Annotated in this window: 22 protein-coding genes and 1 pseudogene; 8 read left to right on the plus strand and 15 right to left on the minus strand. The window is 66.8% G+C overall.

Going from position 1 to position 25,813, the window contains the following annotated elements; all coding sequences use genetic code 11:
* The first annotated feature begins 21 nt into the window (after positions 1-21).
* Positions 22-2,280, plus strand: a complete 2,259-nt coding sequence (gene recD / locus CLI93_RS09185; RefSeq protein WP_238945784.1) for an exodeoxyribonuclease V subunit alpha — start codon at positions 22-24, stop codon at positions 2,278-2,280.
* 39 nt (positions 2,281-2,319) lie between these two features.
* Here the strand turns inward: recD and CLI93_RS09190 are convergent, their stop codons facing one another.
* Together CLI93_RS09190 and CLI93_RS09195 are read right to left on the minus strand one after the other, a co-directional pair.
* Positions 2,320-2,754, minus strand: coding sequence for a CopD family protein (locus CLI93_RS09190; RefSeq protein WP_095539250.1), 435 nt, complete (start codon positions 2,752-2,754; stop codon positions 2,320-2,322).
* Positions 2,755-2,859: 105 nt separating this feature from the next.
* Complete coding sequence (locus CLI93_RS09195) at positions 2,860-3,975, minus strand: homocysteine S-methyltransferase family protein (RefSeq protein ID WP_095542295.1); 1,116 nt, start codon at positions 3,973-3,975, stop codon at positions 2,860-2,862.
* A 249-nt stretch (positions 3,976-4,224) separates the two neighbouring features.
* On the opposite strand from CLI93_RS09195, the gene CLI93_RS09200 reads away from it, so the two are divergent.
* From CLI93_RS09200 to creC, 3 genes are read left to right on the plus strand one after another with little or no spacing between them, the layout of a single operon-like run.
* On the plus strand, positions 4,225-4,707 hold the full coding sequence (locus CLI93_RS09200; protein ID WP_095539249.1) for a barstar family protein: 483 nt from the start codon (positions 4,225-4,227) through the stop codon (positions 4,705-4,707).
* Between the two features lie 42 nt (positions 4,708-4,749).
* Positions 4,750-5,517, plus strand: coding sequence for a two-component system response regulator CreB (gene creB, locus CLI93_RS09205; protein ID WP_095542205.1), 768 nt, complete (start codon positions 4,750-4,752; stop codon positions 5,515-5,517).
* Complete coding sequence (creC, locus tag CLI93_RS09210; protein ID WP_095542204.1) at positions 5,514-6,989, plus strand: two-component system sensor histidine kinase CreC; 1,476 nt, start codon at positions 5,514-5,516, stop codon at positions 6,987-6,989. The genes creB and creC overlap by 4 nt, the downstream gene beginning before the upstream one ends.
* Before the next feature lie 4 nt (positions 6,990-6,993).
* Here the strand turns inward: creC and CLI93_RS09215 are convergent, their stop codons facing one another.
* Positions 6,994-7,710, minus strand: a complete 717-nt coding sequence (locus CLI93_RS09215) for a hypothetical protein (RefSeq protein ID WP_172424253.1) — start codon at positions 7,708-7,710, stop codon at positions 6,994-6,996.
* Positions 7,711-7,888: 178 nt separating this feature from the next.
* On the opposite strand from CLI93_RS09215, the gene CLI93_RS09220 reads away from it, so the two are divergent.
* Positions 7,889-9,034, plus strand: coding sequence for a 2Fe-2S iron-sulfur cluster-binding protein (locus tag CLI93_RS09220; RefSeq protein WP_095551081.1), 1,146 nt, complete (start codon positions 7,889-7,891; stop codon positions 9,032-9,034).
* 21 nt (positions 9,035-9,055) lie between these two features.
* Here CLI93_RS09220 and CLI93_RS09225 read toward each other — a convergent pair whose 3' ends face one another.
* From CLI93_RS09225 to CLI93_RS09265, 9 genes and pseudogenes are all read right to left on the minus strand, one after another.
* Positions 9,056-12,853, minus strand: a complete 3,798-nt coding sequence (locus tag CLI93_RS09225) for a hydantoinase B/oxoprolinase family protein (protein WP_095542201.1) — start codon at positions 12,851-12,853, stop codon at positions 9,056-9,058.
* A gap of 56 nt (positions 12,854-12,909) precedes the next feature.
* A pseudogene (locus CLI93_RS15640) lies at positions 12,910-13,020 on the minus strand (winged helix DNA-binding protein); the annotation flags it as partial.
* Positions 13,021-13,453: 433 nt separating this feature from the next.
* Positions 13,454-14,473: a hypothetical protein gene (locus CLI93_RS09235; RefSeq protein WP_095542199.1), complete on the minus strand. Its 1,020-nt coding sequence runs from the start codon at positions 14,471-14,473 to the stop codon at positions 13,454-13,456.
* A gap of 297 nt (positions 14,474-14,770) precedes the next feature.
* On the minus strand, positions 14,771-14,968 hold the full coding sequence (locus CLI93_RS09240; RefSeq protein ID WP_095542198.1) for a CsbD family protein: 198 nt from the start codon (positions 14,966-14,968) through the stop codon (positions 14,771-14,773).
* A gap of 219 nt (positions 14,969-15,187) precedes the next feature.
* Positions 15,188-15,607, minus strand: coding sequence for a PaaI family thioesterase (locus tag CLI93_RS09245; RefSeq protein WP_095542197.1), 420 nt, complete (start codon positions 15,605-15,607; stop codon positions 15,188-15,190).
* A complete protein-coding gene (locus CLI93_RS09250; RefSeq protein ID WP_095542196.1) occupies positions 15,604-16,023 on the minus strand; it encodes a PaaI family thioesterase in 420 nt (139 codons plus the stop codon). The genes CLI93_RS09245 and CLI93_RS09250 overlap by 4 nt, the downstream gene beginning before the upstream one ends.
* A 197-nt stretch (positions 16,024-16,220) precedes the next feature.
* Positions 16,221-17,528: a glutamate-1-semialdehyde 2,1-aminomutase gene (gene hemL, locus CLI93_RS09255; RefSeq protein ID WP_172424252.1), complete on the minus strand. Its 1,308-nt coding sequence runs from the start codon at positions 17,526-17,528 to the stop codon at positions 16,221-16,223.
* Positions 17,529-17,595: 67 nt separating this feature from the next.
* Positions 17,596-18,999: an aminopeptidase P N-terminal domain-containing protein gene (locus CLI93_RS09260; protein WP_095542194.1), complete on the minus strand. Its 1,404-nt coding sequence runs from the start codon at positions 18,997-18,999 to the stop codon at positions 17,596-17,598.
* Positions 19,000-19,054: 55 nt separating this feature from the next.
* Complete coding sequence (locus tag CLI93_RS09265; RefSeq protein ID WP_095542193.1) at positions 19,055-19,540, minus strand: NUDIX hydrolase; 486 nt, start codon at positions 19,538-19,540, stop codon at positions 19,055-19,057.
* Positions 19,541-19,626: 86 nt separating this feature from the next.
* Here CLI93_RS09265 and CLI93_RS09270 point away from each other — a divergent pair, with 86 nt between their 5' ends.
* The 3 genes from CLI93_RS09270 to CLI93_RS09280 are packed head-to-tail and all read left to right on the plus strand — an operon-like array spanning position 19,627 to position 21,968.
* Positions 19,627-20,097, plus strand: coding sequence for a type II toxin-antitoxin system RelE/ParE family toxin (locus CLI93_RS09270; RefSeq protein ID WP_238945783.1), 471 nt, complete (start codon positions 19,627-19,629; stop codon positions 20,095-20,097).
* Positions 20,048-20,383, plus strand: coding sequence for a helix-turn-helix domain-containing protein (locus tag CLI93_RS09275; RefSeq protein ID WP_095539236.1), 336 nt, complete (start codon positions 20,048-20,050; stop codon positions 20,381-20,383). Before CLI93_RS09270 ends, CLI93_RS09275 begins: the two co-directional genes overlap by 50 nt.
* 49 nt (positions 20,384-20,432) lie before the next feature.
* Complete coding sequence (locus tag CLI93_RS09280; RefSeq protein WP_095995871.1) at positions 20,433-21,968, plus strand: TIGR04222 domain-containing membrane protein; 1,536 nt, start codon at positions 20,433-20,435, stop codon at positions 21,966-21,968.
* Positions 21,969-21,981: 13 nt separating this feature from the next.
* Here CLI93_RS09280 and CLI93_RS09285 read toward each other — a convergent pair whose 3' ends face one another.
* From CLI93_RS09285 to CLI93_RS09295, 3 genes are all read right to left on the minus strand, one after another.
* Positions 21,982-22,422, minus strand: a complete 441-nt coding sequence (locus CLI93_RS09285; protein ID WP_095542190.1) for a putative toxin-antitoxin system toxin component, PIN family — start codon at positions 22,420-22,422, stop codon at positions 21,982-21,984.
* A 109-nt stretch (positions 22,423-22,531) separates the two neighbouring features.
* Positions 22,532-22,732 (minus strand): hypothetical protein, encoded by a 201-nt coding sequence (locus CLI93_RS15405; RefSeq protein WP_238945782.1) that lies wholly within the window; start codon positions 22,730-22,732, stop codon positions 22,532-22,534.
* A 67-nt stretch (positions 22,733-22,799) separates the two neighbouring features.
* Positions 22,800-25,748: a valine--tRNA ligase gene (locus CLI93_RS09295; protein ID WP_095542189.1), complete on the minus strand. Its 2,949-nt coding sequence runs from the start codon at positions 25,746-25,748 to the stop codon at positions 22,800-22,802.
* Between the last annotated feature and the right edge of the window lie 65 nt (positions 25,749-25,813).

The raw sequence follows: 25,813 nt of genomic DNA on the forward strand, positions 1-25,813 counted from the left end.
TCTTTTGCCCGATGCCGCGCCATGCCCAGCCCCAGTGATTTGCCCCGTCCCGCCCCCCCCGCCAGCCTGGCCCAGTTGTGGCAATGGGCCGAGGCCGGCTGGCTGCGCCGGCTGGACGCGGCATTTGCGCAGTGGGTGTTGGAGCAGGACAGCGTCTGCCATGCCAGCCTGCCCTACGCCGTGGCCCTGCTGTGTGCGCTGGAAGGGCGTGGCCACAGTTGCCTGCAGCTCGAAGGCCTGGCCCAAGCTGTGCCTGGCTGGCTGGATTGGTCGGCCCTGGGCGATGAGGCCCAGGCCTTGGCAGCACACCAGGCATTGCAGCAGCTGTGCGCGCAACTGCCCGCCGATGCCACCCATTGGCTGGCGGTGCTGGACAGCCCGTTGATCGAGCGCGTGCAGGCCGATGCGCTGGTGCAAGCAGCCGCCAAAGCCGGCGAGCCGATGGCCGATGCCGCTGCCGATACCGCGCCGCCGCTGGTGCTGCACATGCAGGGCCAGCGGCCGCTGCGCCTGTACCTGCGCCGCTACCACGATTACGAATGCGGCGTGGCCAGCGCGCTGTTGGCGCGGGCGCGGCCCTGGCCTTGGCCGCATCCCCATGCGCATGGGGATGCAGGCGGCGCGGCGGTGGCTGAGGATGGCCCGGCCCATGCGGCCTGGCAGGCGCAGCTGGCGCAGGTGCTCGGGGGGCTGTTCCCGGGCGCGGCGGCTGCGCCGGGGCTGGATTGGCAGCAGATCGCCTGCGCCCTGGCCTTGCGCCAGCGCGTGAGCGTCATCACCGGTGGCCCGGGCACGGGCAAAACCTACACCGCCGCACGGCTGATGGCTGCGGTGCTGGCCATGGCGCCGCAGCCGGCGGCGCTGCGCATCCGGCTGGCGGCCCCCACGGGCAAGGCCGCTGCGCGGCTGAGTGAGTCCCTGCAGGCGGCATTGCACACCGTGTTCAGCGATGCGCAGGTCGCGCCGCCGCTGCGCCAGGCGCTGGCGGCCATTCCGGCCGCGCGCACGTTGCACTCGCTGCTGGGCGCGCAGCCTGGCACGCGCCGGTTGCGCCACCATGCGGGCAACCGGCTGGCGCTCGATTGGCTGATCGTCGATGAAGCCTCGATGGTGGACCTGCAGATGATGGCGGCCCTACTGCAGGCCCTGCCCGAGCAGGCCCATCTGGTGCTGCTGGGCGACAAGGACCAGCTCGACTCGGTGGAGGCCGGGGCCGTGCTGGGCGACCTTTGCCGCGATGCAGCCAGCGGCCGCTACAGCCAGGCCACGGCCGAGCACATCGCTCGCACCACGGGCCAGGCGCTGCCGCAGCCGCTGCTGGCCACAGCGGCCGCGCCGCCGCTGGCGCAAACCATCGCCATGCTGCGCGAAAGTCGCCGCTTTGGCGGCAGCATTGGCCAGCTGGCACAGGCCGTGCAGCAAGGCGATGCGCAGGCCATGGCGCGGGCCATGGCCGCGCTGCAGGCACAGCCTGAGGCGCAGCGCAGTGTGCATTGGCGGGAAGAGGCCACACTGGCCGATGCCCGGCGCGTGATCTGGCCCGAGGAGGAGCAGGCCGAGACCGCGCCCGGCTACGCGGCGCTGGCCAGGTTGCTGCGCGCCGCCCCCCCTGCGGGCGATGAGGCCGCGCACCAGCGCTGGGTGGCCCAGCTCCTGCAGGCGCTGGGCCGTTTTCGCATTCTGTGCGCCACGCGCGCTGGCGCTTGGGGCGTGGACGGCATGAACGCGCTGGTGCTGGAGCTGCTGCGCAGCGCTGGCCTGGCGGTCAAGGCGCAGGGCTGGTTCGCTGGCCGCGTCGTCATGGTCACGCGTAACGATGCCCATCTGGGCGTCTTCAACGGCGACATCGGCATGGCGCTGCCAGGGCCGCAGCCGGGCGCAGCGCTGCGCGTGTACCTGGCCGACGGTCAGGCGATGTCGCCCCAGGCGGGTGCGCAGGCTGCGCCAGCCAGCGTCAGCGTTGCGGTCATCCGATCCGTGGCCACCAGCCGCCTGCAGCATGTGGAGACGGCATTTGCCATGACGGTGCACAAAAGCCAGGGCTCGGAGTTCGAGCACGTGCTGCTGGCGCTGCCTGGCCATGCCAGCCCGCTGCTGACGCGCGAGCTGCTCTACACCGGCCTGACGCGCGCGCGTCAGCGGCTGAGCTACCTCAGCCCTGGCAAAGGCATCTGGCAGCAGGCCATGGCCCAGCGCACCCGCCGCACCAGCGGGTTGGGGGCCTTGCTGCACGATGGCCCGGATCAATCCGCAAATGCGCGCGGCGCGGTGGTGCGTTAGGCCCTAGTTGCCGACCGTGCAGAGATTGTGCCCAGGCTCTCAGAATGGCTTGACCACCACCAGCACCACGATGGCGGCAAACAGCAGCACAGAGACTTCGTTGAACCAGCGGTACCAGGTGTGCGAGCGCCGGCTTTGGCCCTGCACCATCTTGCGCAGCAGCACGCCGCAGCCGTGGTGGTAGCCCAGGGCCAGGGCGACCAGCGCCAGCTTGGCGTGCAGCCAGCCGTTGCCTGGGCCGCGGCCTATGCCCTCGGCCAGCCACAGCCACAGGCCCAGGGCGATGGCGGGGATGGCCAGCAGCGCGGCAAAACGCAGCAGGCGCTGCGCCATGCCGATGAGGCGCTGGCGCTCGGCGTGTGATTCCGGCGGCACCTGCGCCAGATTCACGAGGATGCGCGGCAGGTAGAACAGGCCGGCAAACCAGGCGCTGACGAAGACGATGTGAAAGGCTTTGGTCCAGAGGTATGACATGGTGGGGCAGGGCGGGGCAGTTGTGGGGCAAGGCGGCCGGGCGCAGCTTCTGTGCCTGGCCAAGCGGGGTAGGGGTATTCAGCGCGCCGTGCGATTCAGATTCAGTCAGGCGGGATCGTTGCCCTCTTCCCGATAGCGGGCAAAGCGGCCGGTGGCTTGCAAGGCGCGGCTGGGCTCCTGGGCCACAGCCTGGGCGATGGCGGCGATGTGGTCGGGGGTGGTGCCGCAGCAGCCGCCGACGATGTTGACCAGGCCTTCGGCAGCGAATTCGTGCACCAGGCGGCTGGTGACTTCGGGGGTTTCGTCAAAGCCGGTTTCGCTCATGGGGTTGGGCAGGCCGGCGTTGGGGTAGCAGCTGATGAAAGTGTCCTTGGCGACGCTGGCCAGCTCTTGGATGTAGGGCCGCATCAGCGCCGCGCCCAGCGCGCAGTTCAGGCCCACGGCCAGCGGCTGGGCATGGCGCACGCTGTGCCAGAAGGCGGTGACGGTCTGCCCGGAGAGGATGCGCCCCGAGGCATCGGTGACGGTGCCGCTGATGAGGATGGGCAGGCACTGGCCGCTTTGCTCGAAGGCCTGTTGCACGGCAAACAGCGCGGCCTTGGCGTTGAGGGTGTCGAAGATGGTCTCCACCAGGATGACGTCGGCGCCGCCTTCGATCAGCGCCAGGGTCTGCTCCAGGTAGCTTTGGCGCAGGGTCTCGAAATCGACGTTGCGCGCGCCGGGGTCGTTCACGTCCGGGCTGATGCTGGCGGTCTTGGGTGTGGGCCCGAGCGCGCCGGCCACGTAGCGCGGCCGTTGGGGGGTGCTGAACTTGTCGCAGGCCGCGCGCGCCAGCTGGGCCGAGCGCAGGTTCATCTCCCGCGCCAGATCGGCCATGCCGTAATCCTCCTGGGCCACGGCGGTGGCGCCGAAGGTGTTGGTTTCGATCAGGTCAGCGCCGGCGGCCAGGTAGCTTTCGTGAATGCTGGAGATGACGTCTGGCCGGGTCAGCGAGAGCAGCTCGTTGTTGCCTTTGACGTCACGCGGGAAGTCGGCAAAGCGCGCGCCAGCGGCGCCCGGGCCGTCATAGCCTTGGCCGCGGTATTGCGCCTCTTCCAGCTTGAAGCGCTGAATCATGGTGCCCATGGCGCCATCGAGGATGACGATGCGCTGCTGCAGCAGCGCGGGCAGGGCCTGGGCGCGGGTGTAGGCTGGATGGGCGGGGGTGTGAGAAGCAGGCATGGCGCAGGACGACACGTTGGCGGCAACACGCAGGCGGCGCGCTGTGCGGCGCACGCTGGCAAAAGGGGCCGTATTGTAGAGAGGGCCGCACATGGGCGTGCGTGCAAACCCTGCCTTGGCTTTGCGCCATCGGCAGGGTGTTTTTTACACATCCGGGCAGTTTTCTCCGCCACAATGCACGCCAGCCAAAAGCCAGTGGCCCCAATGACAGGCCCGCTGGCTTGCGCCATGCACCACCCTCCTTGCCCTATGCCTTCCAACGAGTCTGTGTTGCCCTCATCCTGCCCCCCGTCGGCCAGGCCCCAGGTGGATGCGCAGCTGCGCGACTTGGCCGCACACATTGAGAAAACCGTGCCTGCCAACATCGTGCAGTCCATCCGTGCCTATCAGCCCACGGATTTGCAGGCCGTGGCCCAGTGCTGGGGGCAGCATTTTCTTTATGCGCAGCTCAGCGAGGCCACCACCAAGCAGCGCATCCTGCAAGAGTTGGGCGAGCAGTTTCTGCTGCCGGGTTATTTTGGGCGCAACCTGGATGCCCTGTTCGATTGCCTGACCGACACGCTGCGGCAGGCCGGCGCCCAGCCGGGCTTTGTCGTCGTGCTCGAGCACATCCCCATCAGCAGCAAGTTCGACAAGGAAATGCGCGAGCAGCTGCTGGACGTGTTTCGCGATGCGGCAGAGTTCTGGGCCGAGCGCAAGGTGCCGTTTCGCTGCTTTTATTCCTTTTTCTGAAGGCGCTGCCCCGCCTTGCCCGCCCCTGAATACCATTGAGCCATGAGCGAGCGCATCCTGATCGTGGAGGACGAGCCGGCCATTGCGCAGACGCTGGCCTATGCGCTGCAGGCCGAGGGCTTTGCCACCGAGTGGGTGGCGCTGGGCGCTGCGGCGCTGCAGGCCTTGCAGCTGGGGGCTGCACCTCAGCCACAGCAACCACAACAGCCGTCGCCGTTTGCGCTGGCGGTGCTGGACGTGGGCCTGCCGGACATGAGCGGCTTTGACCTGTGCCGCACGATCCGCCAGCATGGCGAGCTGCCGGTGCTGTTTCTCACGGCGCGCAGCGATGAGGTCGATCGCATCGTGGGTCTGGAGATCGGCGCGGACGATTACGTCTCCAAGCCCTTCAGCCCGCGCGAGGTGGCCTCGCGGGTGCGCGCCATCCTGCGGCGCACGCGCAAGGGCGGCGCGGGCGCGGCGGCCCAGCCGCAGCAGCCCCAGGCTGGGGACGCAGCGCATCAGGGCCAGCAGGGCCAGGCGCGCGGGCCATTCCTGCACGACGAGCCTGGGCTGCGCATTGCCTTTCATGGCCAGTGGCTGAGCCTGACGCGCTATGAATACCGCCTGCTGGCCACGCTACTGGCCCGGCCTGGGCGCGTGTTCAGCCGCGCCGTATTGATGGAGCAGGTCTGGAGCGATGCGCAGGAAAGCCTGGATCGCACTGTCGATGCCCACATCAAGACGCTGCGTGCCAAGCTGCGCGCCGTGCAGGCCGAGGCCGACCCCATCGAAACCCACCGTGGCCTGGGCTACAGCCTGCGCGCATGAGCTTTGCAATCCGGTTGTTCATCGGCTACTTCCTGATCGTTGGCCTGGCGGCCTGGTTCATCCTGGGCTTTTTCAGCCGCGAGGTCGAGCCCGGCGTGCGTCAGGGCACGGAGGACACGCTGGTGGACAGCGCCAATCTATTGGCTGAAATCCTTGCGCCGCAGCTGGCGCAGGGCCGCCTGCAACATGCCGAGTTGCAGCGCGCATTGCAGGCGGCCAAGTCGCGCCAGCCCGAGGCCAACATCCACGGCAACCTCAAAAACCACATGGACCTGCGCCTGTACATCACGGACACGCGCGGCATCGTGCTGTTCGACTCGGAATCCGAAGCCGTGGGGCGCGATTTCAGCCGCTGGCGCGACGTGTACCTGGCGCTGCGCGGGCACTACGGCGCGCGCAGCACGCGCGACAGGCCCGGCGATGAAAACAGCTCCGTCATGTACGTGGCCGCGCCCATCATCGATCAAGGCAACCTGGTGGGGGTGCTCAGCCTGGGCAAGCCCTCGCACAGCGTGGCCCAGTACGCCCACAACGCCCGCCAGCGGGTGCGCCAGCTGGGCCTGTTGCTGCTGCTGGCCTCGGGGGCGATTGGCGTGCTGTTCACGGCCTGGCTGTCGCACTCCATCCACCGGCTGCGCGACTACGCGCGCCGCGTGGCCGAAGGCCAGCGCGCACAGTTGCCCACCTCGGGCGGGCGGCACCTGACGGAGCTGGCCCGGGCGCTGGAGCACATGCGCCACAAGCTCGATGGCAAGCAGTATGTGGAGCACTACGTGCAAAGCCTGACGCACGAGATGAAAAGCCCGCTGACGGCCATTCGCGCCGCCGCTGAGCTGCTGCCGGGTGCGTCGGAGCCTGACCAGCGCCAGTTTGCCCAGACCATCCTGGAGCAGTCCGAGCGCCTGCAGCGCATCATCGACCGCCTGCTGGCCCTGGCCCGTGTGGAGCAGCTGCAGGCCCCGGCCAGCGCCCGCACCGTGCCTACGCACCAGTGGGTGCAGCAGGTCGTGGACTCGCGCGCCACGCGCCTGCAGCACAAGGGGCTGGGCGTGGACGTGCGCTGCCAGGGGGCGGCGCAGGCTTTGGCCGTGCATGGCGACCAGTTTCTGTTGCAGCAGGCTCTGGGCAATGTGCTGGACAACGCGCTGGAGTTCTCCCCGCCCGGCGGGCGCATCACCATCGACATCGAGCCCTGGCCGCCTGGGCCCGGCCAGCCGCAGCAGCCCATGCAGGCCATCACCGTGCGCGACCAGGGCGCGGGCATCCCCGACTATGCGCTGGGGCATTTGTTCGAGCGGTTTTATTCGCTGCCGCGCCCTGATACGGGGCAGAAAAGTACCGGCCTGGGCCTGGCCTTCGTGCGCGAGGTCATGCGCATCCACCAGGGCGAGATCGACATCGCCAATGCCGCAGACGGGCCGGGCGCGCAAGCCAGGCTGGTTCTGCCGGCCTCTGCCATGGCTGCCGATTGAGGGTTCAGACCTGTGCGGGCGGCGCGGCTGGCTTGAGCCAGCGCCAGAACGTCCACAGCTGGGCGCGCAGCAAAAAGTAATAGGCCACGGTCTCGAAGCCTTCCTCGATGACCTGCGCATTCGTCCAGCTGTGGCCCACGGTGCCGGGCTTGCCATCGGCCATGGTGGCGATGATGGTGTAGAGCAGGCAGCACAGCCCAAAGGCCCAGGGCGCCCAGATGCGCTGCTGCCAGGCTTGGCGCAGCAGCTGTCGGGGCTGGGCGCGGTAGAGCAGCACTGCCAGTGCCAGCACGGCGGCCAGATCCAGCAGCTTGAGCCAGCCCTTGTACGGCAGCACTTGGGAGCTGTAGTACGGGCCGATGATGGTCTCCACCCGCACCGGGGGCCAGAACACACCGCCCCAGGACATCTCACGCCCCAGCAGCACCAGCCAGAGCAGGGCCAGCGCCCACCAGAGAAAGCGCTGCCCATGCGCGCGGCGGCGCCAGGCCATGCCGGCAGAGAGCAGCGCTGCCAGGCCCAGGAGAATGTTCTGCGCCATCTCCAGCGGGCCGTTTTCCCAGCCCAGCTGCACGGGCAGGCGCTGACACAGCAGGAACAGCACTGGGGCGAACACCAGCCCAGTGAACAGCTGCATGCCTTGCAGCAGCCGGCTGACGCGTTGGGGGGGCAGGGCAGCAGCGCTGCGCACAGCGGGCGCGCTGACAGAAACGGGGGGCACGTGGGTTTTCCTTGTGGGGGCTAAGACCAAGCCGCGCATTGTAGGCCGGCCCCTTCCAGGGCAGCCCAGGGCCGCGGGCTTGGCAGGCCCCGGGCAGCCGTGCAACAATTCGTTGCATTGCCCAACAATGCCCGGCCTGCCTGTCGCAGGCTACGCCCTGAACCCTTCCCACGAGACCATGACCATAGAAATCCAATTCGAGGGCCAGACCATTCGCCCCTTTGAGCATGAAACCGTGCTCGACGCCATGCTGCGCGTTGGCATTGCCACGCCGTTTTCCTGCAAGGGCGGCTCCTGCCATACCTGCATGACGCGCTGTGTGACAGGGGAGATCCCTGAGAAAGCCCAGCGCGGACTGCCCGATCGCCTGCGTGAGCGGGGCTACTTCCTGCCCTGCAAGTGCGTGGCCACCAGCTCCATGCAGCTCGAGCGCAAGCAGGCGCAGGACATGGTCACGCGCTGCATGCTGGTGGAGGTCGACGGCCACGGCACGGGCTCGCTGCGCATCCAGTTCGAGCCCATGACGGGGCTGGACTACCGCGCCGGGCAAAGCCTGCGCCTGGTCAATGGCGCAGCGCTGGAGGATGAGCCGGTGCTCATGCTCACCAGCGACCCGCAGCAAACGCCCGTGCCTGAGGCGCGCTGGGTGCTGCAGCAGGGCGACGTGGTGCCCGATTACTTCGCGCCCGGCGCCGAGTTCGGCCTGGAGTTCGAGGTGCGCGGCCCCTTCAACCTGGACTACAAGGACTTGCCCGAGCTGGTCACCCCGCCGCCGACCGACCCGCAGTTGTGGCAGGAGCTGGACAATGGCAAGTTGGCGCGCAAGATCTTCGACGCCTTCTATGCCAAGGTCTATGCCGACCCGCTGCTCTCGCCGTTCTTTCACGGCGTAACCATGGACCGCGCCGCCAGCAAGCAATACAGCTTCATCCAGCAGCTGATGACCGGCGAGAAGGTCTATTGGGGCGAGAACCCGCGCAACATGCACCACTGGATGATCATCCCGCACTCGCTGTTCGACCACCGCCAGCGCCTGATGGTCGAAACCCTGCGCGAGCACGGCCTGAGCGAATCACAGATCGAACGCTGGACGCGCTTTGAGGAGTACTACCGCTGGGACATCGTCAAGGACAAGGAGTGGCCCAAGCGCATCGGCGATCAGATCTTCTCGATCGAGGGCTTCGACCACGAGACGCTCTCCGAAGCCACGCTGTGCGACCAGTGCGGCGCGGAAGTGGCCGCTGGCGTGACCGTGCTCTACCACAAGCGCACTGGCCAGATCAGCTGCCCGGCCTGCGCCACCCAGCAAGAAGCGAAGGCCTGAGCAGGCTCTGGCTGCCTGCCCTCACCCTTGGCTGCTGCCGAAGCCGCCGCCGCCGGGGGTGTGGATCTCGAAGATGTCACCGGGCTGCATTTCGGCGCTGCCGATGTGGCCCAGTTCCTGCACCTGGCCATCTGCGCGCACGATGCGGTTGATGCCCACAGCGCCCGCTGCGCCGCCGGCCATGCCGAAGGCGCCGTGCACGCGGCCGTTGCTGAGGATGCTGGCCGTCATGGGCTGCAAGAAGCGCAGGCGGCGCACGCCGCCATTGCCGCCGCGCCAGCGGCCCGCGCCGCCTGAATCGGGGCGGATGGCGTAGCTCTCCAGACGCACGGGAAAGCGCCACTCCAGCACCTCGGGATCGGTCATGCGCGAATTGGTCATGTGCGTTTGCACCACGCTGGTGCCGTCAAAGCCACCCACCAGCTGGCCGCGCTCATCGAACACGCCGCCTGCGCCGGAGCCGCCGGAGATGGTTTCGTAATACTGGTGCTGTGCGTTGCCGAAGGTGAAGTTGTTGATCGTGCACTGGCTGGCGCCCATCAGCCCCAGGGCGCCGATCAGGGCATTGGTGATGCAGGTGGAGGTTTCCACGTTGCCGGCCACGACGCTGGCAGGTGGCGCGGGCCTGAGCATCGAGCCTTCGGGGATGATGACCTCGATGGGTTTGAGACAACCGGCATTGAGCGGGATGTCGTCGTCCACCAGCATGCGGAACACGTACAGCACGGCCGCCATGCACACGGCCGTGGGGGCGTTGAAGTTGTTGCTTTGCTGGGCGCTGGTGCCGCTGAAGTCCACGCGGGCGCTGCGGGCGGCGCCATCGATGCGCACGTCCACTTGGATGTGCGCGCCGTTGTCCAGCGGCAGGGTGAATTGCCCGCCTTGCATGCGCGCGGCCAGGCGCGCGATGGCGCGGCGCACGCTTTCCTCGGCGTTGTCCTGCACGTGGCCCATGTAGGCGCGCACCACGTCCAGGCCGAATTGCTCGACCATCTTGCGCAGCTCCTGCACGCCTTTTTCGTTGGCGGCGATCTGTGCTTTCAGGTCGGCCAGGTTTTGCTGCGGGTTGCGGCTGGGGTAGGGGCCGCTTTGCAGCAGCGCGATCAGCTCGGCCTCGCGCAGCCGGCCGGCATCGACCAGCTTGAAGTTGCTGATCTGCACGCCTTCTTCTTCGATGCGGGTGGAAAACGGCGGCATGGAGCCCGGCGAGATGCCGCCGATGTCGGCATGGTGGCCGCGGCTGCCCACGTAGAACAGCGGCTCGCTGGCACCATCGAGGTACACGGGGGTGATGACGGTTACGTCGGGCAGGTGCGTGCCGCCGTGGTAGGGGTCATTGAGGGCATAGACGTCGCCCGGGCGCATGCGGCCGGCGTTGTCGCGGATGACGGTCTTGATGCTCTCGCCCATGGAGCCCAGGTGCACGGGCATGTGCGGGGCGTTGGCGATGAGCTGGCCTTGCGCATCGAACAGCGCGCAGCTGAAGTCCAGGCGCTCCTTGATGTTGACGGAGTAGGCCGTGTTCTGCAGCTGCAGGCCCATTTGCTCGGCGATGTTCATGAACAGGTGGTTGAACACCTCCAGCAGCACGGGGTCAACCTGCGTGCCGGCGGCAAACTGCGCGGCGCGCGGCGCGATGCGCTCCAGCACCAGATGGTCCAGCGCCGTCAGGCGGGCGCGCCAGCCGGGTTCCAGCACAGTGGTGGCGTTTTGCTCGGCAATGATGGCCGGGCCTTGCAGCACGTCGCCTGCGCGCATGTCCTCGCGCACGACCAGGGCGGCCTCGTGCCAGCTGGGCTGGCCGTCCAGGCCAGTGGTGTAGATGCGCACGGTTTCGCGCCGGGGCACCTCGCGCGCGGGGTGCAGGGGCTGGGCGCGCTCGGCCGGGGCATCGCCTGCGGCCACGGCCTCGACCGAGACGGCCTCCACCACCAGCGATTTGCCATGCATCAGAAAGCCAAAGCGCTGCAGGTAGGCGGCGTCGAAGGCCTGCCCGATGGCCGCCAGCGCCGCGCCGTCATCGGCGGTTTCATCGGCGCCGTCATAAGCGCCGTCATTGGAGTCAAAGGGCACGATCAGGGCCGAGTCTGTGCCCTCGTAGCGCAGGTGCAGCCGGTGGTGCACGCCGATGGTGCCGTGGCCCACGCCCTGCCGCAGCAGCTCCTCGCGGGCGGCCTGGGTCAGCTCGGCCAGGCGCTGGCGCACCTGGGGCAGGGCCGCAGCGGAAAGTGGCAGTTCTACGGCGGTCTCGCGCATCACGCTCTGGTCGGCCAGGCCCATGCCATAGGCTGAGAGCACGCCCGCCAGCGGGTGCACGAGCACGCGGGACATGCCCAGCGCATCGGCCACCAGGCAGGCATGCTGGCCGCCCGCGCCGCCAAAGCACTGCAGGGTGTAGTGCGTGACGTCGTAGCCGCGCACCACGCTGATTTTCTTGATGGCGCCGGCCATTTGCTGCACGGCGATCTGGATGAAGCCGTGCGCCACGTCCTCGGGGCTGCGCTGGCTGGCGGAGGCGCTGGCGCCGATTTGCTGGGCAATGTCGGCAAAGCGCGCGCGCACCACCTCGCCATCGAGCGCTTGACTGGCATCGGCCCCGAACACTTTGGGAAAGTAGGCCGGCTGCAGCTTGCCGACCATGACGTTGGCGTCGGTCACGGCCAGCGGGCCGCCGCGCCGGTAGCTGGCCGGGCCGGGGTTGGCGCCGGCGCTTTGCGGCCCGACGCGAAAGCGCGTGCCGTCAAACTGCAGGATGGAGCCGCCGCCAGCGGCCACGGTGTGGATGCTCATCATCGGCGCGCGCATGCGCACGCCGGCCACCTGGGTTTCGAACTCGCGCTCGAACTGGCCGGCGTAGTGGCTCACGTCGGTGCTGGTGCCGCCCATGTCAAAGCCGATGACTCGGGGGTGATCGGCGCGCATGGCCGCGTCGCGCGCTTCTGCGGCTTCGGGCGGCGGGTTGGATTGCTCGTGCGCAAAGGCCAGCTGCGCGGTGCGCGCCATGCCCACGATGCCGCCGGCCGGGCCGCTCAAGATGGCGTCCTTGCCCTGGAAGGCGCGCGCATCGGTCAGGCCGCCGCTCGATTGCATGAAAAACAGCTTCACGCCCGGCATCTCGCTGGCCACCTGATCCACATAACGGCGCAGGATGGGCGAGAGGTAGGCATCGACCACTGTGGTGTCGCCCCGGCTGACGTATTTCATCATCGGGCTGGTGGCGTGGCTGGTGCTGATTTGCGCAAACCCCACCTCGTGGGCGATGCGCGCGGCAGCTTGTTCATGGGCGGTGAAGCGCCAGCCGTGCATGAAGACGATGGCCACCGAGCGCAGCCCCTGGTTGGCGTGCATCTGCAGGGCCTGCCGCAGCTGCGCCTCGTCCAGCGGGGTGACGACCTCGCCCAAGGCGCTGACGCGCTCGTCGGCCTCGACCACGGCGCTGTAGAGCAGCTCGGGCAGCACGATGTGGCGGTCAAACAGGCGCGGGCGGTTCTGGTAGGCAATGCGCAGGCCGTCGCGAAAGCCGCGCGTGGTCACCAGCAGCGTGGGCTCGCCCTTGCGCTCCAGCAGCGCATTGGTGGCTACGGTGGTGCCCATCTTCACGCACTCGACCAGCTCGGGCGTGATGGGCTCGCCAGGGGCCAGGCCCAGCAGCTGGCGGATGCCGGCCACGGCGGCATCCCGATACTGCTCGGGGTTTTCGCTCAGCAGCTTGTGGGTGATGAGGCTGCCGTCGGGGCGCTTGGCCACGATGTCGGTGAAAGTGCCGCCACGGTCGATCCAGAATTGCCAGCGGGCTGCAGGGGAGTGGGCAGAGGTCATGCGGGAAAGGAGATCAAGGGGGACGAGAAACAATGGCTCACAGCGAGCTGGTCGCGTTCGGAGGGGCTGTAGAAAACTTCCTTGCCGGTTTTTTCGCCCACGGCCAGGCCGGCGGCCACCAGCTTTTTCAGCGCGTAGTTGACGACGTGCGTGTCCTCGTCATTGAGCCTGCAGCTGCCATGCACAGCGCACGGCCCAGCGGCTGAAGGCGTTCCAGCACACCGTGAGGCTGCTTTAGCTCATCTCGGCGCTGTGGGCCGGAAACCAGCTGCGACGAGGCAGCGATGTAGGGCCGCGCAGGGGGGCTGGCAGGGCCGGCAGCGTTGGGTTCGGCAGGAGGGGGGCTTGGTGGCTCATAGCGGCAAAGTACCGAGTATTTTGTCGATTCAATGCCAACAAGATACCGGTAAAAACGCCATGCCACCGGGGCGATGGGCTGTGGCTTGGCACTGCGGCGACACTGCGACACTGCGCGGTGATGCATGGCCCACGAAAAAGGGGCCAGCATGTGCTGACCCCTTTGGGCTTGTTAGCGCCTGTGTGCGGCTTGGCGCTTTTGGCGTTTGGCGGCCTGCCCCAAGCCGACGATTGGGCTGGCTTTTAGCCCTTGGTTGCCAGTCGCTGCCAGGCCGCGCGCGTGAAGTGCTTGGCCTGCTCCCAGCTCAGGCGGGAGTTTTGCCTCACGTTCTGCCACTCACGCGCCAGCTCGGCCTCGACCTCATCGTAGCTGCGGCCGTTGTAGCGGGCATAGCCGTCATAGCCCAGCTGGTAGGCGGGGCCGTAGTCGTCGTAGCTGTAGTCCGCGCTGTAACCAGGGGTGTTGGTGAAATTGCCGCGCCAGTAGGCGTCCTCAGCCGTCGGATCGACCACCGTGGGGTTGACGGCTTCGGCAGCCCCCTTGCCGGCCAGGCCGCCGGAGACGGCGCCAATCACGCCGCCCACCAGCGTGCCCACCGGGCCAGCCACCATGGTGCCAATGGCCGCGCCCGCGGCAGCGCCGCCGGCTGCGCCCACGCCGGTGCCCACGGGGTGGGCGCCAGGCTCGCCGGTGATGGGGTCGGGGTTGGCATCGCCCTGCGGCACTGCCACGGCCTGGGCCTGCACGGGCCGGCCGTCGGCGATGCCCTGGCGCTGCTCCAGGCGATTCCAGGCGGCGCGGGCCGATGCCTTGGCCTCATCCCAGTTCAGGCGCGAGCTGCGCTTTTGCACTTCCCACTCGCGCGCCAATTCGGTCTCGACCTCGTCGTAGCTGCGGCCGTTGTGGCGCGAGTAAGCGTCGTAGCCGAGGTGATAGGCCGGGCCGTAGTCGTCAAAGGTGTAGTCGGAGCGATAGCCAGGCGCCTTGGTATAGCTTTCGCGCCAGAAGGCTTCTTCGGCTACGGGATCGACCACAGTGGGGTTGACGGCTTCGGCAGCGCCTTTGCCTGCCAGACCGCCGGAGATTGCACCCACAGCGCCACCCACCACAGCCCCAATGGGGCCGCCCACGGCTGCACCCACCGCTGCACCCGCCGCCGCGCCGCTGGCAGAGCCAATGCCAGTGCCCACAGGGTGAGCACCAGGTTCGCCGGTGATCGGGTCACGGTTCAGGTCGCCATCATGGATTTTCTTGTCGGTCATTTGTTCTCCTCAATCGGTGAATGGATTTGAAATTCATTTCATGAAACCTGATTTTTCAAATCAGAAGGCATTGACTTGACGCCCAATGACTTCATTGGTTGATCTGGAGATTCATGAAATTTGGGTATTGAATATAGCACATGAGTAATCTCAGGAGTATTCGGCTTCTTAAAAACGCAAAAATCAAATGGTTATTGCCATAATGAAAATTTATGTAACTTTTCAGATTGAATTTTGGGGTGGAAAATAAAAATCCACCCATTAGGGTGGATTTTTATGCCAATGGCGAAGCAATGCTCAGTTGTTGTTGAACCAGTCTTCAACCTCTTTCTCTGCCTCTTCCTTGGTGCGACCATAGCGCTCCTGGATCAGGCCGGCCATCTGGTCACGCTTGCCTTCAATGACAGTCCAATCGTCGTTGGTCAGCTTGCCCCATTTTTCCTTGGCCTTGCCTTTGAGTTGCTCCCACTTGCCTTCGATGATATCCATGTTCATGGCATTTCCTTTCTTGAATTGAATTCGATTTGCAAATCAAATCTTGCCTTTCAGGGTAACAGCATTTCAGGATTTGTCAAATCCCATGATGATTTGAATGGTTTTTCATGAGTTTGCGCGCTCCAATTGCAGCAAGGCCAGAGCGCACAAAATGGAATTGCTATTGCCATGATTATCAGCGATTGCAGTGCCTGGCGGTGGGGCTTGGGAAATGGTCTTTCATGGGGTGCTGCCGATAACCAGGAACGTGGCTCTGGCAGTGGCGACCGGCACCTCGTTGGCGGCGATCAGCGCGTTGGCAAAGGCCAGGCGGCTGCCGAGCTTGACCACCGAGACATGGGCCTGCAGCCAGTCGCCTTCATGGGCCACCCCGACATAATCCAGCCCCAGATTGGTCGTCGTCATGCGGACGGGGGGCTGCTGCGACATGGCCGTCACATATCCAAGAGCCACGTCTGCCAAGGTGGCCAATAGCCCGCCATGTGCTGTACCTGATGTGTTGAGGTGCTTTGCAGCTACGCGCAGTCCAACAATAAAGCCTTCTTCGAGAGGCTTGTAGAAATAGGGGCCGGTTGCGTCCAGGAACGGGCTGGTGCGAAACAGCGGCTTGAAGCCTTCTGGACAATCGGGCGGATTCATTTTCCGTCCACCTTTGCAATGGTGGCCAGGGCGCATGCAACAAGCTTGCGCTCATTGCCCCGTTCGGCAAATACCTCAGCCTGTGTGACCACTGTGCGCGAGGAGGCCTTGATGACTGAGCCAACGCCAATCAGTCGCTCGCCGATCGCGGGAGCCAGGAGATTGAGTTTGTATTCCGAAGTCACCACATCGCCAGCAACCGAGCCTGCGGCCCAGGCGCAAGCACTGTCTGCAACAAACCCGATCACGGCGCCATGCACAAAACCATGATGCTGGCTTGTCCTTTCTGGAACGATGGGCACGCTCAACTCCACCTTGCCGGGTTCGATGGATAAAACCTCTGCCTGTAGATGTGCGGCAAAGGGCGTCTTGGCGATGATGGACTGCAAGTAGGCCTTCATTTCTTCATTGGACATGGAAAAACTCCTGTAGAGATTGATGGCCTTTCGATGCATTGAGCACGAAACCCAGCCTTTGAAACACTTTTATTCCAATCGATGGGATTCTTAAAGCTGGGCATTATTTGGGCAATAGGGGCTTGCCCTGTTTGCATTCCCTACGGCCATGGCTGACAAGTTTCTCTCAGCGCACACGATGCGTTGCTGCCCTTGGCCTATGCGGCAGTTCGCGCCATTTCCTGAAAGACGTCGCGTGCAGCGGCCAAGGTGTCTTCGATGTCCTGAGCGCTGTGCGCGGCGCTGACGAAGCCGGCTTCGTACAGGGCTGGGGCCAGGTACACGCCGCGCGCCAGCAGGCCGTGGAACAGCTGGTTGAAGCGTGCGCCGTCGCTGCGCATGACCTGCTGGTAGTTCTGCGGCAGCTGCGGCAGCAGGAAGAAGCCGAACAGGCCGCCTTCGCTGTCCACGCTCAAGGTGATGCCGGCGGCGCTGGCGGCCTGTTGCAGGCCATCGACCAGGGCGCGGGTGCGCGCGCCCAGTGCGGCGTGAAAGCCCGGCTGCTGGATCAGGCGCAGCGTGGCCAGGCCGCAGGCGGTGGCCACGGGGTTGCCCGAGAGCGTGCCGGCCTGGTAGACCGGGCCCAGCGGCGCGAGTTGCTCCATGATGGCGCGCGGCCCGCCAAATGCGGCCAGTGGCATGCCGCCGCCGATGACCTTGCCCAGCACTGTCAGATCGGGCGCGAAGCTCGGCAGCTGCGCGGCATACAGGCTTTGCGCGCCGCCCAGCGCGACGCGAAAGCCGGTCATGACCTCGTCGATGATGAGCAACGCGCCGGCCTGGCGCGTGAGTTGGCGCGCCGCCTGCATGAAGGGCAGGCTGGCGCGCACGAAGTTCATGTTGCCGGCAATGGGCTCCATGATGACGCAGGCGATTTCGGCGCCAAAGCGGGCAAAGGCTTCTTCGAGCTGGGCGACGTTGTTGTACTCCAGCACCAGGGTGTCGCGCACCACGTCCGGCGGCACGCCGGCGCTGGTGGCGTGGCCGAAGGTGGCCAGGCCCGAGCCGGCCTTGACCAGCAGGGCGTCGGCGTGGCCGTGGTAGCAGCCCTCGAACTTGATGATCTTGTGGCGCCCGGTGGCCCCGCGCGCCAGGCGGATGGCGCTCATGCTGGCCTCGGTGCCGGAGTTGACCAGGCGCACCATCTCCATGCTGGGCATGAGCTGCAGGATTTGCTCGGCCAGCTCGATCTCGCGCTCGGTGGGCGCGCCGAAGGACAGGCCTTCGCGCGCGGCGCGGGCCACGGCCTCCAGCACCTCGGGGTGGCCGTGGCCCAGGATCATCGGCCCCCAGGAGCCGATGTAGTCGATGTAGCGCTGGCCGCCAGCATCCCAGAGGTAAGCGCCCTGGGCGCGTTCGATGAAGGCGGGTGTGCCGCCGACGGCCTTGAAGGCGCGCACGGGTGAGTTGACGCCGCCGGGGATGCTGCGTTGGGCGCGTTCGAACAGGGTTTGGTTGGCGTTCATGGCAGGGGGGATGGGGTCGGTTTCAGTTCAGGGAGGCAGCGCCCGGCGCGGGGCATGCTTCTGCGCATCAGGCGCGCATCAGCGCTTCGATCTCGTCGGGCTGCACCGGCGCATCGCGTGTCAGCAGGGTGTTGCCCTCGGCGGTAATGAGGGCGTCGTCCTCGATGCGGATGCCGATGTGGTGGAAGGCCTCGGGCACGCCGGGGGCGGGGCGCACGTAGATGCCCGGCTCGATGGTCAGCACCATGCCCGGGCGCAGGATGCGGGAGGGGCGTTCGCGGATGAGCTCGCCCGAGAGGGCATCGCGCCGCTCGTGCAGCTGGCCGCGCTCGCTGGGCTCGTTGTAGCTGCCGCAGTCGTGCACGTCCATGCCCATCCAGTGGCCGGTACGGTGCATGTAGAACTGGAAGTAAGCGCGCTGCTCGATGGCATCGTCCAGGCTGCCCACGCGCTGCGCGTCGAGCAGGCCCAGATCCAGCATGCCCTGGGTGAGCACGCGCACGGCGGCGTCGTGCGGGTCGGTAAAGCGCGCGCCAGGGCGGGCCGCGGCGATGGCGGCCTCTTCGCTGGCCAGCACCAGCTCGTACAGCGCGCGCTGCGCGCCGCTGAAGCGGCCATCGGCCGGGAAGGTGCGGGTGATGTCGCTGGCGTAGCCGTCGAGCTCGCAGCCGGCGTCGATCAGCACCAGCTCGCCCGGGCGCAGCGGCGCATCGCTGGCGCGGTAGTGCAGCACGCAGGCATTGGCGCCAGCGGCAACGATGCTGCTGTAGGCCGGGCCTTGCGCGCCATGGTGGCGGAAGCTGTGCAGCAGCTCGGCCTCCAGGTGGTATTCGCGCGCATCGGCGCCAGCGGCCAGCAACCGGGCCGAGCATTGCATGGCGCGGATGTGGGCCTGGGCGCTGATTTGGCAGGCGCGGCCGATGGTGGCGATCTCGTGCGCGTCCTTGACCAGGCGCATCTCATCGAGCAGTTCGCACAGGTCGTGCTGTGCCGTGGGCACTTGCGCGCCATAACGGGCGCGGGCGCGCACGCGCTCCAGCCAACGCTCGACCTGCGCGGCCAGCCCGGCATGCGTGGCAAAGGGGTAGTAAATGGCGCTTTTGTTTTCCAGCAGCGCGGGCAGGCACGCGTCCAGCTGCTCGATGCTGTCGGCCTCATCCACGCCCAGGGTGGAGATGGCAGCCTCAGGGCCCAGGCGGTAGCCGTCCCAGATTTCGCGCTCCAGATCCTTGGGCTGGCACAGCAGCAGGCTCTGGCCATCGGCGTGCAGCACCAGCAGGGCATCGGGCTCAGTGAAGCCGCTCAGGTAATAAAAATAGCTGTCGTGCCGATATGGGAAATGCGAGTCGCGGTTGCGAATGCACTCCCGGGCTGTGGGGATCAGCGCAATGCTGCCAGGCGGCAGGCTGGCGGCCAGGCGCTGGCGGCGCTGAATGTAGGGCGTGGCATCGAAATCGGGGCGGTGGTGCATAGGCGATGGGGCAAAAAGCAAAAGGCCAGCCGCGATGGCTGGCAGGCAAGAGGGGCTATTGTCCGCCCCCGTTCGGGTGGTGGACTTGGGCGTGCAGCAAATCCAGCGCGCTGCGCTGGCCGGCCAGGTAGTCGTCGATGCATTGCTGCACCAGCGCCGAGCGGTGCAGCGCACGGCTGGCTCGGATTTCCTGTGGGCTCAGCCACAGCGCGCGCACGATGCCTTGGTCCAGCGGCTGCCCGGCATGGTGCGCGCCCAGCGTGCCGCAAAAACAAAAGCGCAGGTAGGTGATGTCCTGCGGCGCATCTGGCGCGGTGCGGTGCAGATAAATGCCCACCAGCGCGGTGGGCTCGAAATCGTAGGCCGTCTCTTCGAGGACTTCACGGCGGCAGGCGGCCGGCAGGCTCTCGCCCGGATCCAGGTGGCCGGCAGGCGTATTCAGACGCAGGCCTTCGGCAGTGTGCTCTTCGACCAGCAGAAAGCGCCCTTGCCGCTCGATCACGGCCGCGACGGTGACATTGGGTTTCCAGCGCTGTGGCATGCGCCATATTATGGGACTGCCGTCAGCCCCCATCGGGCAACAGAACAGTCAAGGAGCAGGCGCGAGCGTTCACAGGCCGTTCGGTCATGATGGCATGGGAGTTTTTTGGAAAATATGCCACTAGGTGGCACAATATTTCAATGTCACGAGTCTTTAAGACCCGCTATTTCAGCCGTTGGATGCACAAAACGGCATTGACCGACCCGGCGCTTTGCGCGGCTGTCGAAGAAATGCGCTGTGGTCTGGTGGATGCCGATCTGGGTGGCGGTGTGGTCAAAAAGCGCGTGACCCTGCCCGGCCGTGGCAAAAGCGGTGGCGCCAGAACACTCGTGGCGACTCGGCTGGGCAATCGTTGGTTCTTCGTGTTCGGCTTCGAGAAAAGTGCGCGAGCCAACATTTCCGCTGTGGAGCTGGAGGCCTTGCAGGCTCTGGCCAGCCAGTTGCTGGCGCGCACGCCCGCGCAGTTGAACAAAGCCGTCGAGGACGGTTTCTTGCAGGAGATTTGCCATGAACGTCAAGACCCCCACCAAGCCTCGCGCCAAGAGTCCGATCCTTGATGCAGTGCATGAGACAGCAGCCGATCTGCATCGCCTGGGCTTCATTGACAAGCGCAAGATGGGCCAGTTTGAGGCACTTTGCATCGAGCCCGTGCCGACTTACGACAGCGCCCAGATCCGCGCGCTGCGCGCTCAGCTCAAGCTCAGCCAGGCGGTGCTGGCCAGTGTGCTCAACACCAGTGTCTCAACCGTGAGGAAATGGGAACAAGGCGATAAACAGCCCAGCGGCCCATCGCTCAAGCTGCTCAATCTGCTCGATCGCAAGGGGCTGGAAGCCGTGCTGTGACTTGCCGCGCCAGCGGTTTTTTGCACAAAAGCTCAGCAAAGGAGCAGGCATGAACGATCACACCAAGGCCCAGGCGGGGCCGGCAGATGCCCTGTGGCAGCGGCTGCAGCATTGGAGGCCGCAGGACGAGGGCTTCGCGCGCCATCTGGAGCTGCGGCTGCGCCAGCGCCATGGCTGGGATGCGGCCTATGCCGCGCGCGCGGTGCAGGAGTACCGGCGCTTCATGTGGCTGCTGGTCACGCACCAGGGCGCGCAATGCCCCAGCGAGGCCGTCGACGCTGTCTGGCATGAGCACTTGCTCGACAGCCAGACCTATTTCGAGCAGTTCTGCCCGCAGGTGCTGCAGGTCACCATGCACCACGTGCCCAACCGGGGCGGCGCGTGCGAGAGCCAGCGCCATCGGAACAACTACGCACGCACGCTGCAGGCCTATGCCCAGGCCTTTGGCGCCGCCCCGCCGCCGGACATCTGGCCCGCGCCCGCGCAGCGCTGGCAGGCTGCGGCTGCAGCGGCGCAGCGGCCGCATTGGCGCATTCCCAAGCCGCGCTGGTGGCCCACACGCAGCCAGCCCAGGCAACAGCAGGAGTACGAGAGCGGCGGCAGCGGCTGGGGAGATGGCTGGAGTGGGCGCGCCGCATGGGCGCTGGGCCTGGCCGCCTGGGTGGCCGGCTGCGCGCAGCTGACGGCGGCGCAGCCGCAGCAGCGCATGTCCGGCCCGCTGTTCTTGCTGCTGTATGGCCTGGCCATGCTGGTCTTGCTCTGGTATGCGCGGCATTTGCACTGGCGGCTGCGCCCGGCGCGGCACAAGGCCTTGCCGGCGCGTGCGCCGCAGCTGTATGAGCTGGCCTTTCTGGCCGGCGGGCCGTACCGGGTGGCGCACACTGTGGCCGCCGAGCTGTGGCAGGCTGGCCATGTGCATTGGCACGAGGGCGCCTGGCGGCGCGGCGCGACGCTCGTGGCGCCCGATGCGCTGCAGCGCAAGGTGGCTGCCGCGCTGCTCAATGGCGAGAGCGGGGCGCAGACGGTGTTGCAGCTCAAGCCGGAAATTCGCGACCTGCAACAGCGCCTGTGGCAGCAGGGCTGGTTGCAGGCGCCGCAGCGCCGGCAGTGGTATCGGCCTTGGGATGCCAAGCTGCTGGCGCTGGGCTACGCGGCCCTGGCGCTGGTGGGCGCACTGCGGGTGTTCAGCGGCTGGCAGCTGCAGCGCCCGGTGGGCTTCTTGTTGGCGCTGCTGCTGTTGCTGCTGGTGGCGCCGCTGCTGTGGTGGCGGCATTTGCGCCCCTCGCGCTTGACCCTCGAAGGCCAGGCCGTGCTGCAAGCCCAGCGCGAACGCCTGGCGCAGTTGGAGCGCAGCGACGATCCAAAGCAGGCGCGGCAGGCGCATCTGCCGTGGGCGCTGGCCCTGCTGGGCGGAGCAGCGCTGCATGGCATGGCGGCGGCAGCGCCGCTGCAGGGGGCATTCATGCAGCCGCCCGCAGCCCAGGGCGGGCAGGGCGGCGCGGGCTGCGGCGGTATTGCCGGCAGTGGCTCCTCCGGCAGCGATGGCGGTGGCTGCGACGGCGGTTGTGGGGGCTGTGGCGGTTGATGTGGGCAGGCTATCAAAGCTGCGGCAGTGCCGCTGCGGCCAGCACGTCCAGCCGCGCCAGGCGGTTGCGCAGCTTGAGCACCTGGCGGTCCTTGCTCAGCAGCACGGCGCGGTGGGCGATGGCCAGGTCGATGAATTTCTGGTCGTCGCCATCGCGGCAGCGCACGGCGGTTTCGGCGGCGGCATTGACCAGGGTGACCGCAGCGTCGAATTGCGCCAGGATGTCTGCCGCCGTTCGCTGGTAATGGGCCATGCGCGGCTGCAGATGGGCATAGGTCAGCACGTGCGCGAGCTCGGCGCGCATGGCCGTGGTGGCGATCCAGCGCAGACGCGGCATGGGTTGGGCCAGCGCAGCCCACAGCTGCGTCTGCGCGGCGGTCGCTCTCGGGTCGCCAAACAGCAGCATGTCCAGCACGATGTTGGTGTCCAGCACCAGGGCGCGCGGCGGTGTCATCTCTACGGGTTGGTTTGCTGGGCGCGGGTCAGCCGCACGGCAGCCTGAGGCTGCGCTGCGCAGGCCTTGAAGCTGCTGCGCTGGCAGTGCAAGCGGTAGCGGGCTTTCATCATGTCAATGCATGCAGATCGGCGTGCCAGGCCTGCAATTGCGCCAGCGCGCGGGCTTCGCCCCACACGCGGCCATGCGCCACGGCCTTGGCGCTGTACTGGGTGATGGCCTGGCGCGCGTGGGCGCTGGTGGTGTGCGGCACGACCATGGTCACGGGCAGGCCCACGCCGCGAAACTTGAACGAACCCGGCGGCTGCACGGCTTCGAGCTTGCACCAGACCTCGCGGCCAGCAAGGGGGTGGCGATGTGCAGGGGCATAAAGCGCTTCAGCCCAGCCGCGCCAGCTTCTCCAACTGCTCGCGCAGGCGCGCCAGCGTGGCGCCGAAGTCGGCCACGCGCTGCTTTTCCTGCTCGATGACGGCGGGCGGGGCCTTGGCGACGAAGGCTTCGTTGGCGAGCTTGCCTTGGGCCTTTTTCACCTCGCCTTCCAGGCGGGCGATTTCCTTGTTCAGGCGGGCTTGTTCGGCGGCCACGTCGATTTCGACGAACAGGCACAGGCGCGCATCGCCCACCACGGCCACGGGCGCGGCGGCAGCGGCTTGCGCCCATTCGGCCTCGCTGGCGAAGACCTTGACTTCGCTGAGCTTGGCCAGGGCCTTGAGCACGGGCGCCACGGCTTGCAGTTGCTGGCTGGCGGCAGCCGAATCGGCCACGGCGTACAGCGGCAGGCGCTGGGCGGGGGAGATGTTCATTTCGCCGCGCAGGGTGCGGCAGGCGTCAACCAGGGCTTTGAGCTGCGCGACTTCGGCCTCGGCGGCTTCGTCGATGTTTTCGGCCTGCGCCTGTGGGTAGGGCGCAGTGGCGATGCTGCCGCCGGGCGGCACGGTCTTGCCTGCCAGCGGGGCGACGACTTGCCACAGCGCCTCGGTCACGAACGGGATGACGGGGTGCGCCAGGCGCAGCACGGCTTCGAGCACGCGCAGCAGGGTGCGGCGCGTGGCGCGTTGCTGATCGGGGCTGCCGGTCTGGATTTGCACTTTGGCGATTTCCAGGTACCAGTCGCAGTACTCGTTCCAGACGAAGTCGTAAATGGCGGTGGCGACGTTGTCCAGGCGGTAGTCGGCAAAGCCTTGGGCCACGGCGGCCTCGGTCTTTTGCAGGCGGCTGACGATCCAGCGATCGGCGGCGCTGCGGTGCTGGGCCGTGCCCTCGTCGCTGCAATCAAAGCCTTCGCAGTTCATCAGCACGAAGCGGCTGGCGTTCCAGAGCTTGTTGCAGAAGTTGCGGTAGCCCTCGCAGCGCTTGCTGTCGAAGTTGATGCTGCGGCCCAGGCTCGCCAGCGCGGCGAAGGTAAAGCGCAGCGCGTCCGCGCCGTAGGCGGGAATGCCGTCGGGGAATTCCTTGCGCGTGGCTTTTTCCACCTGCGGCGCGGTTTCGGGCTTGCGCAGGCCGGTGGTGCGTTTTTTCAGCAGCGGTTCGAGCGCAATGCCGTCGATCAAGTCCACAGGGTCGAGCACGTTGCCTTCCGATTTGCTCATCTTCTTGCCCTGCGCGTCGCGCACCAAGCCGTGGATGTACACGTCCTTGAAGGGCACGCGGCCGGTGAAGTGGGTCGTCATCATGATCATGCGCGCGACCCAGAAGAAGATGATGTCGTAGCCGGTGACCAGCACGCTGCTGGGCAGGTAGAGGTTGTAGTCGGCGGTGGCATCGCTGCTGCCGTCCGTGCTCTGGGCCTCGGGCCAGCCCATTGTCGAGAAGGGCACGAGCGCCGACGAGTACCAGGTGTCCAGCACGTCGGGGTCGCGTTCCAACACACCGGTGTAGCCTGCGGCGGCGGCTTTGGCACGGGCTTCGTCCTCGTTGCGGGCCACGTACACGCTGCCGTCCTCGCCGTACCAGGCGGGGATCTGGTGGCCCCACCAGAGCTGGCGGCTGATGGTCCAGTCCTGGATGTTGTTCATCCACTGGTTGTAGGTGTTGACCCAGTTCTCGGGCACGAAGCGCACCTGGCCGCTTTGCACGGCGTCAATGGCTTTTTGGGCGATGGATTTCGTTTCGCCTTCGCCCACCTTGGTCATGGCGATGAACCATTGGTCGGTGAGCATGGGCTCCACCACCGAGCCGGTGCGCGCGCAAATGGGCAGCATGTATTTGTGCGGCTTGATGTCGATGACGTAGCCGCCGGCCTGCAAATCGGCCAGGAACTGCTTGCGCGCTTCGTAGCGGTCCAGCCCGCGATAGGGCGCAGGGCCGTTGTCGTTGACGTGCGCATCCAGCGTGAAGATGGTGATCAGCGGCAGGTCGTGCCGCAGCGCGCAGGCGTAGTCGTTGAAATCGTGCGCGCCAGTGATCTTCACGCAGCCGGAGCCGAACTCGCGATCGACGAAATCATCGGCAATGATGGGGATGTTGCGGTTGTTCAGCGGCAGCTCCACCCACTTGCCCACCAGGTGTTTGTAGCGCTCGTCCTCGGGGTGCACGGCCAGCGCGCCGTCGGCCATCATGGTCTCGGGGCGCGTGGTGGCAATGGTCATGCCGAGTTCCAGCTTGCCGTCGATCATCTGCGGCCCGTCCACAAAGGGATAGCAGATGTAGTGCATCTTGCCGTCGGATTCGACGCTTTCCACCTCCAGATCGCTCACAGCGCTTTTGAGCACCGGGTCCCAGTTCACCAGGCGCTTGCCACGGTAGATCAGGCCCTGCTCATACAGGCGCACGAAGGTTTCCGTCACGACTTTGGAGAGCTTCTCGTCCATGGTGAAGTACTCGCGGCTCCAGTCCACCGTGTCGCCCATGCGGCGCATTTGCTGGGTGATGGTGTTGCCGCTTTGCTCTTTCCACTCCCACACCTTGGCGACGAAGTTCTTGCGCGCCTCGGGCGGCGTGGCGCCCATGTCGTAGCGGCTGACGCCTTGCGTCTGCAACTGGCGCTCCACCACGATTTGCGTGGCAATGCCCGCGTGGTCGGTGCCCGGAATCCAGGCCGTGTTGAAGCCCCGCATGCGGTGGTAGCGCGTGAGGCTGTCCATGATGGTCTGGTTGAAGGCATGGCCCATGTGCAGCGTGCCCGTCACGTTGGGCGGCGGTAATTGGATGGCGAAGTTCTCGCCCTTGGCGGCCGCCTCGGCGCTGGGCGCGCCCGTGCCGCGAAAGCCCGCCGCGCCTAAGCCTGCGGCTTCCCACGCGGGGCCCCATTGGGCCTCAATGGCGGCGGGTTCAAACGATTTGGACAGGGAGGCGAGGCCGGGTTGGGCGGGGGGCGATGGGCTCATGGCAATGGGGAGGGAATGGGGCGTGGCGACGCCACCGGGCGAAGTGGCAGCGTGCTGGCGCAGGT

The organism is Vandammella animalimorsus (assembly GCF_002288875.1).
In the GTDB taxonomy this organism is placed as follows: Bacteria; Pseudomonadota; Gammaproteobacteria; order Burkholderiales; family Burkholderiaceae_C; genus Lampropedia; species Lampropedia animalimorsus.

Excerpts from the sequence above, each read along its gene's own strand:
- recD (WP_238945784.1), top strand. The coding sequence starts at position 22 with ATGCCCAGCCCCAGTGATTTGCCCCGTCCCGCCCCCCCCGCCAGCCTG.
- CLI93_RS09190 (WP_095539250.1), bottom strand. The coding sequence starts at position 2,754 with ATGTCATACCTCTGGACCAAAGCCTTTCACATCGTCTTCGTCAGCGCC.
- CLI93_RS09195 (WP_095542295.1), bottom strand. The coding sequence starts at position 3,975 with ATGCCTGCTTCTCACACCCCCGCCCATCCAGCCTACACCCGCGCCCAG.
- CLI93_RS09200 (WP_095539249.1), top strand. The coding sequence starts at position 4,225 with ATGCCTTCCAACGAGTCTGTGTTGCCCTCATCCTGCCCCCCGTCGGCC.
- creB (WP_095542205.1), top strand. The coding sequence starts at position 4,750 with ATGAGCGAGCGCATCCTGATCGTGGAGGACGAGCCGGCCATTGCGCAG.
- creC (WP_095542204.1), top strand. The coding sequence starts at position 5,514 with ATGAGCTTTGCAATCCGGTTGTTCATCGGCTACTTCCTGATCGTTGGC.
- CLI93_RS09220 (WP_095551081.1), top strand. The coding sequence starts at position 7,889 with ATGACCATAGAAATCCAATTCGAGGGCCAGACCATTCGCCCCTTTGAG.
- CLI93_RS09225 (WP_095542201.1), bottom strand. The coding sequence starts at position 12,853 with ATGACCTCTGCCCACTCCCCTGCAGCCCGCTGGCAATTCTGGATCGAC.
- CLI93_RS09235 (WP_095542199.1), bottom strand. The coding sequence starts at position 14,473 with ATGACCGACAAGAAAATCCATGATGGCGACCTGAACCGTGACCCGATC.
- CLI93_RS09240 (WP_095542198.1), bottom strand. The coding sequence starts at position 14,968 with ATGAACATGGATATCATCGAAGGCAAGTGGGAGCAACTCAAAGGCAAG.
- CLI93_RS09245 (WP_095542197.1), bottom strand. The coding sequence starts at position 15,607 with ATGAATCCGCCCGATTGTCCAGAAGGCTTCAAGCCGCTGTTTCGCACC.
- CLI93_RS09250 (WP_095542196.1), bottom strand. The coding sequence starts at position 16,023 with ATGTCCAATGAAGAAATGAAGGCCTACTTGCAGTCCATCATCGCCAAG.
- hemL (WP_172424252.1), bottom strand. The coding sequence starts at position 17,528 with ATGAACGCCAACCAAACCCTGTTCGAACGCGCCCAACGCAGCATCCCC.
- CLI93_RS09260 (WP_095542194.1), bottom strand. The coding sequence starts at position 18,999 with ATGCACCACCGCCCCGATTTCGATGCCACGCCCTACATTCAGCGCCGC.
- CLI93_RS09265 (WP_095542193.1), bottom strand. The coding sequence starts at position 19,540 with ATGCCACAGCGCTGGAAACCCAATGTCACCGTCGCGGCCGTGATCGAG.
- CLI93_RS09270 (WP_238945783.1), top strand. The coding sequence starts at position 19,627 with ATGATGGCATGGGAGTTTTTTGGAAAATATGCCACTAGGTGGCACAAT.
- CLI93_RS09275 (WP_095539236.1), top strand. The coding sequence starts at position 20,048 with ATGAACGTCAAGACCCCCACCAAGCCTCGCGCCAAGAGTCCGATCCTT.
- CLI93_RS09280 (WP_095995871.1), top strand. The coding sequence starts at position 20,433 with ATGAACGATCACACCAAGGCCCAGGCGGGGCCGGCAGATGCCCTGTGG.
- CLI93_RS09285 (WP_095542190.1), bottom strand. The coding sequence starts at position 22,422 with ATGACACCGCCGCGCGCCCTGGTGCTGGACACCAACATCGTGCTGGAC.
- CLI93_RS09295 (WP_095542189.1), bottom strand. The coding sequence starts at position 25,748 with ATGAGCCCATCGCCCCCCGCCCAACCCGGCCTCGCCTCCCTGTCCAAA.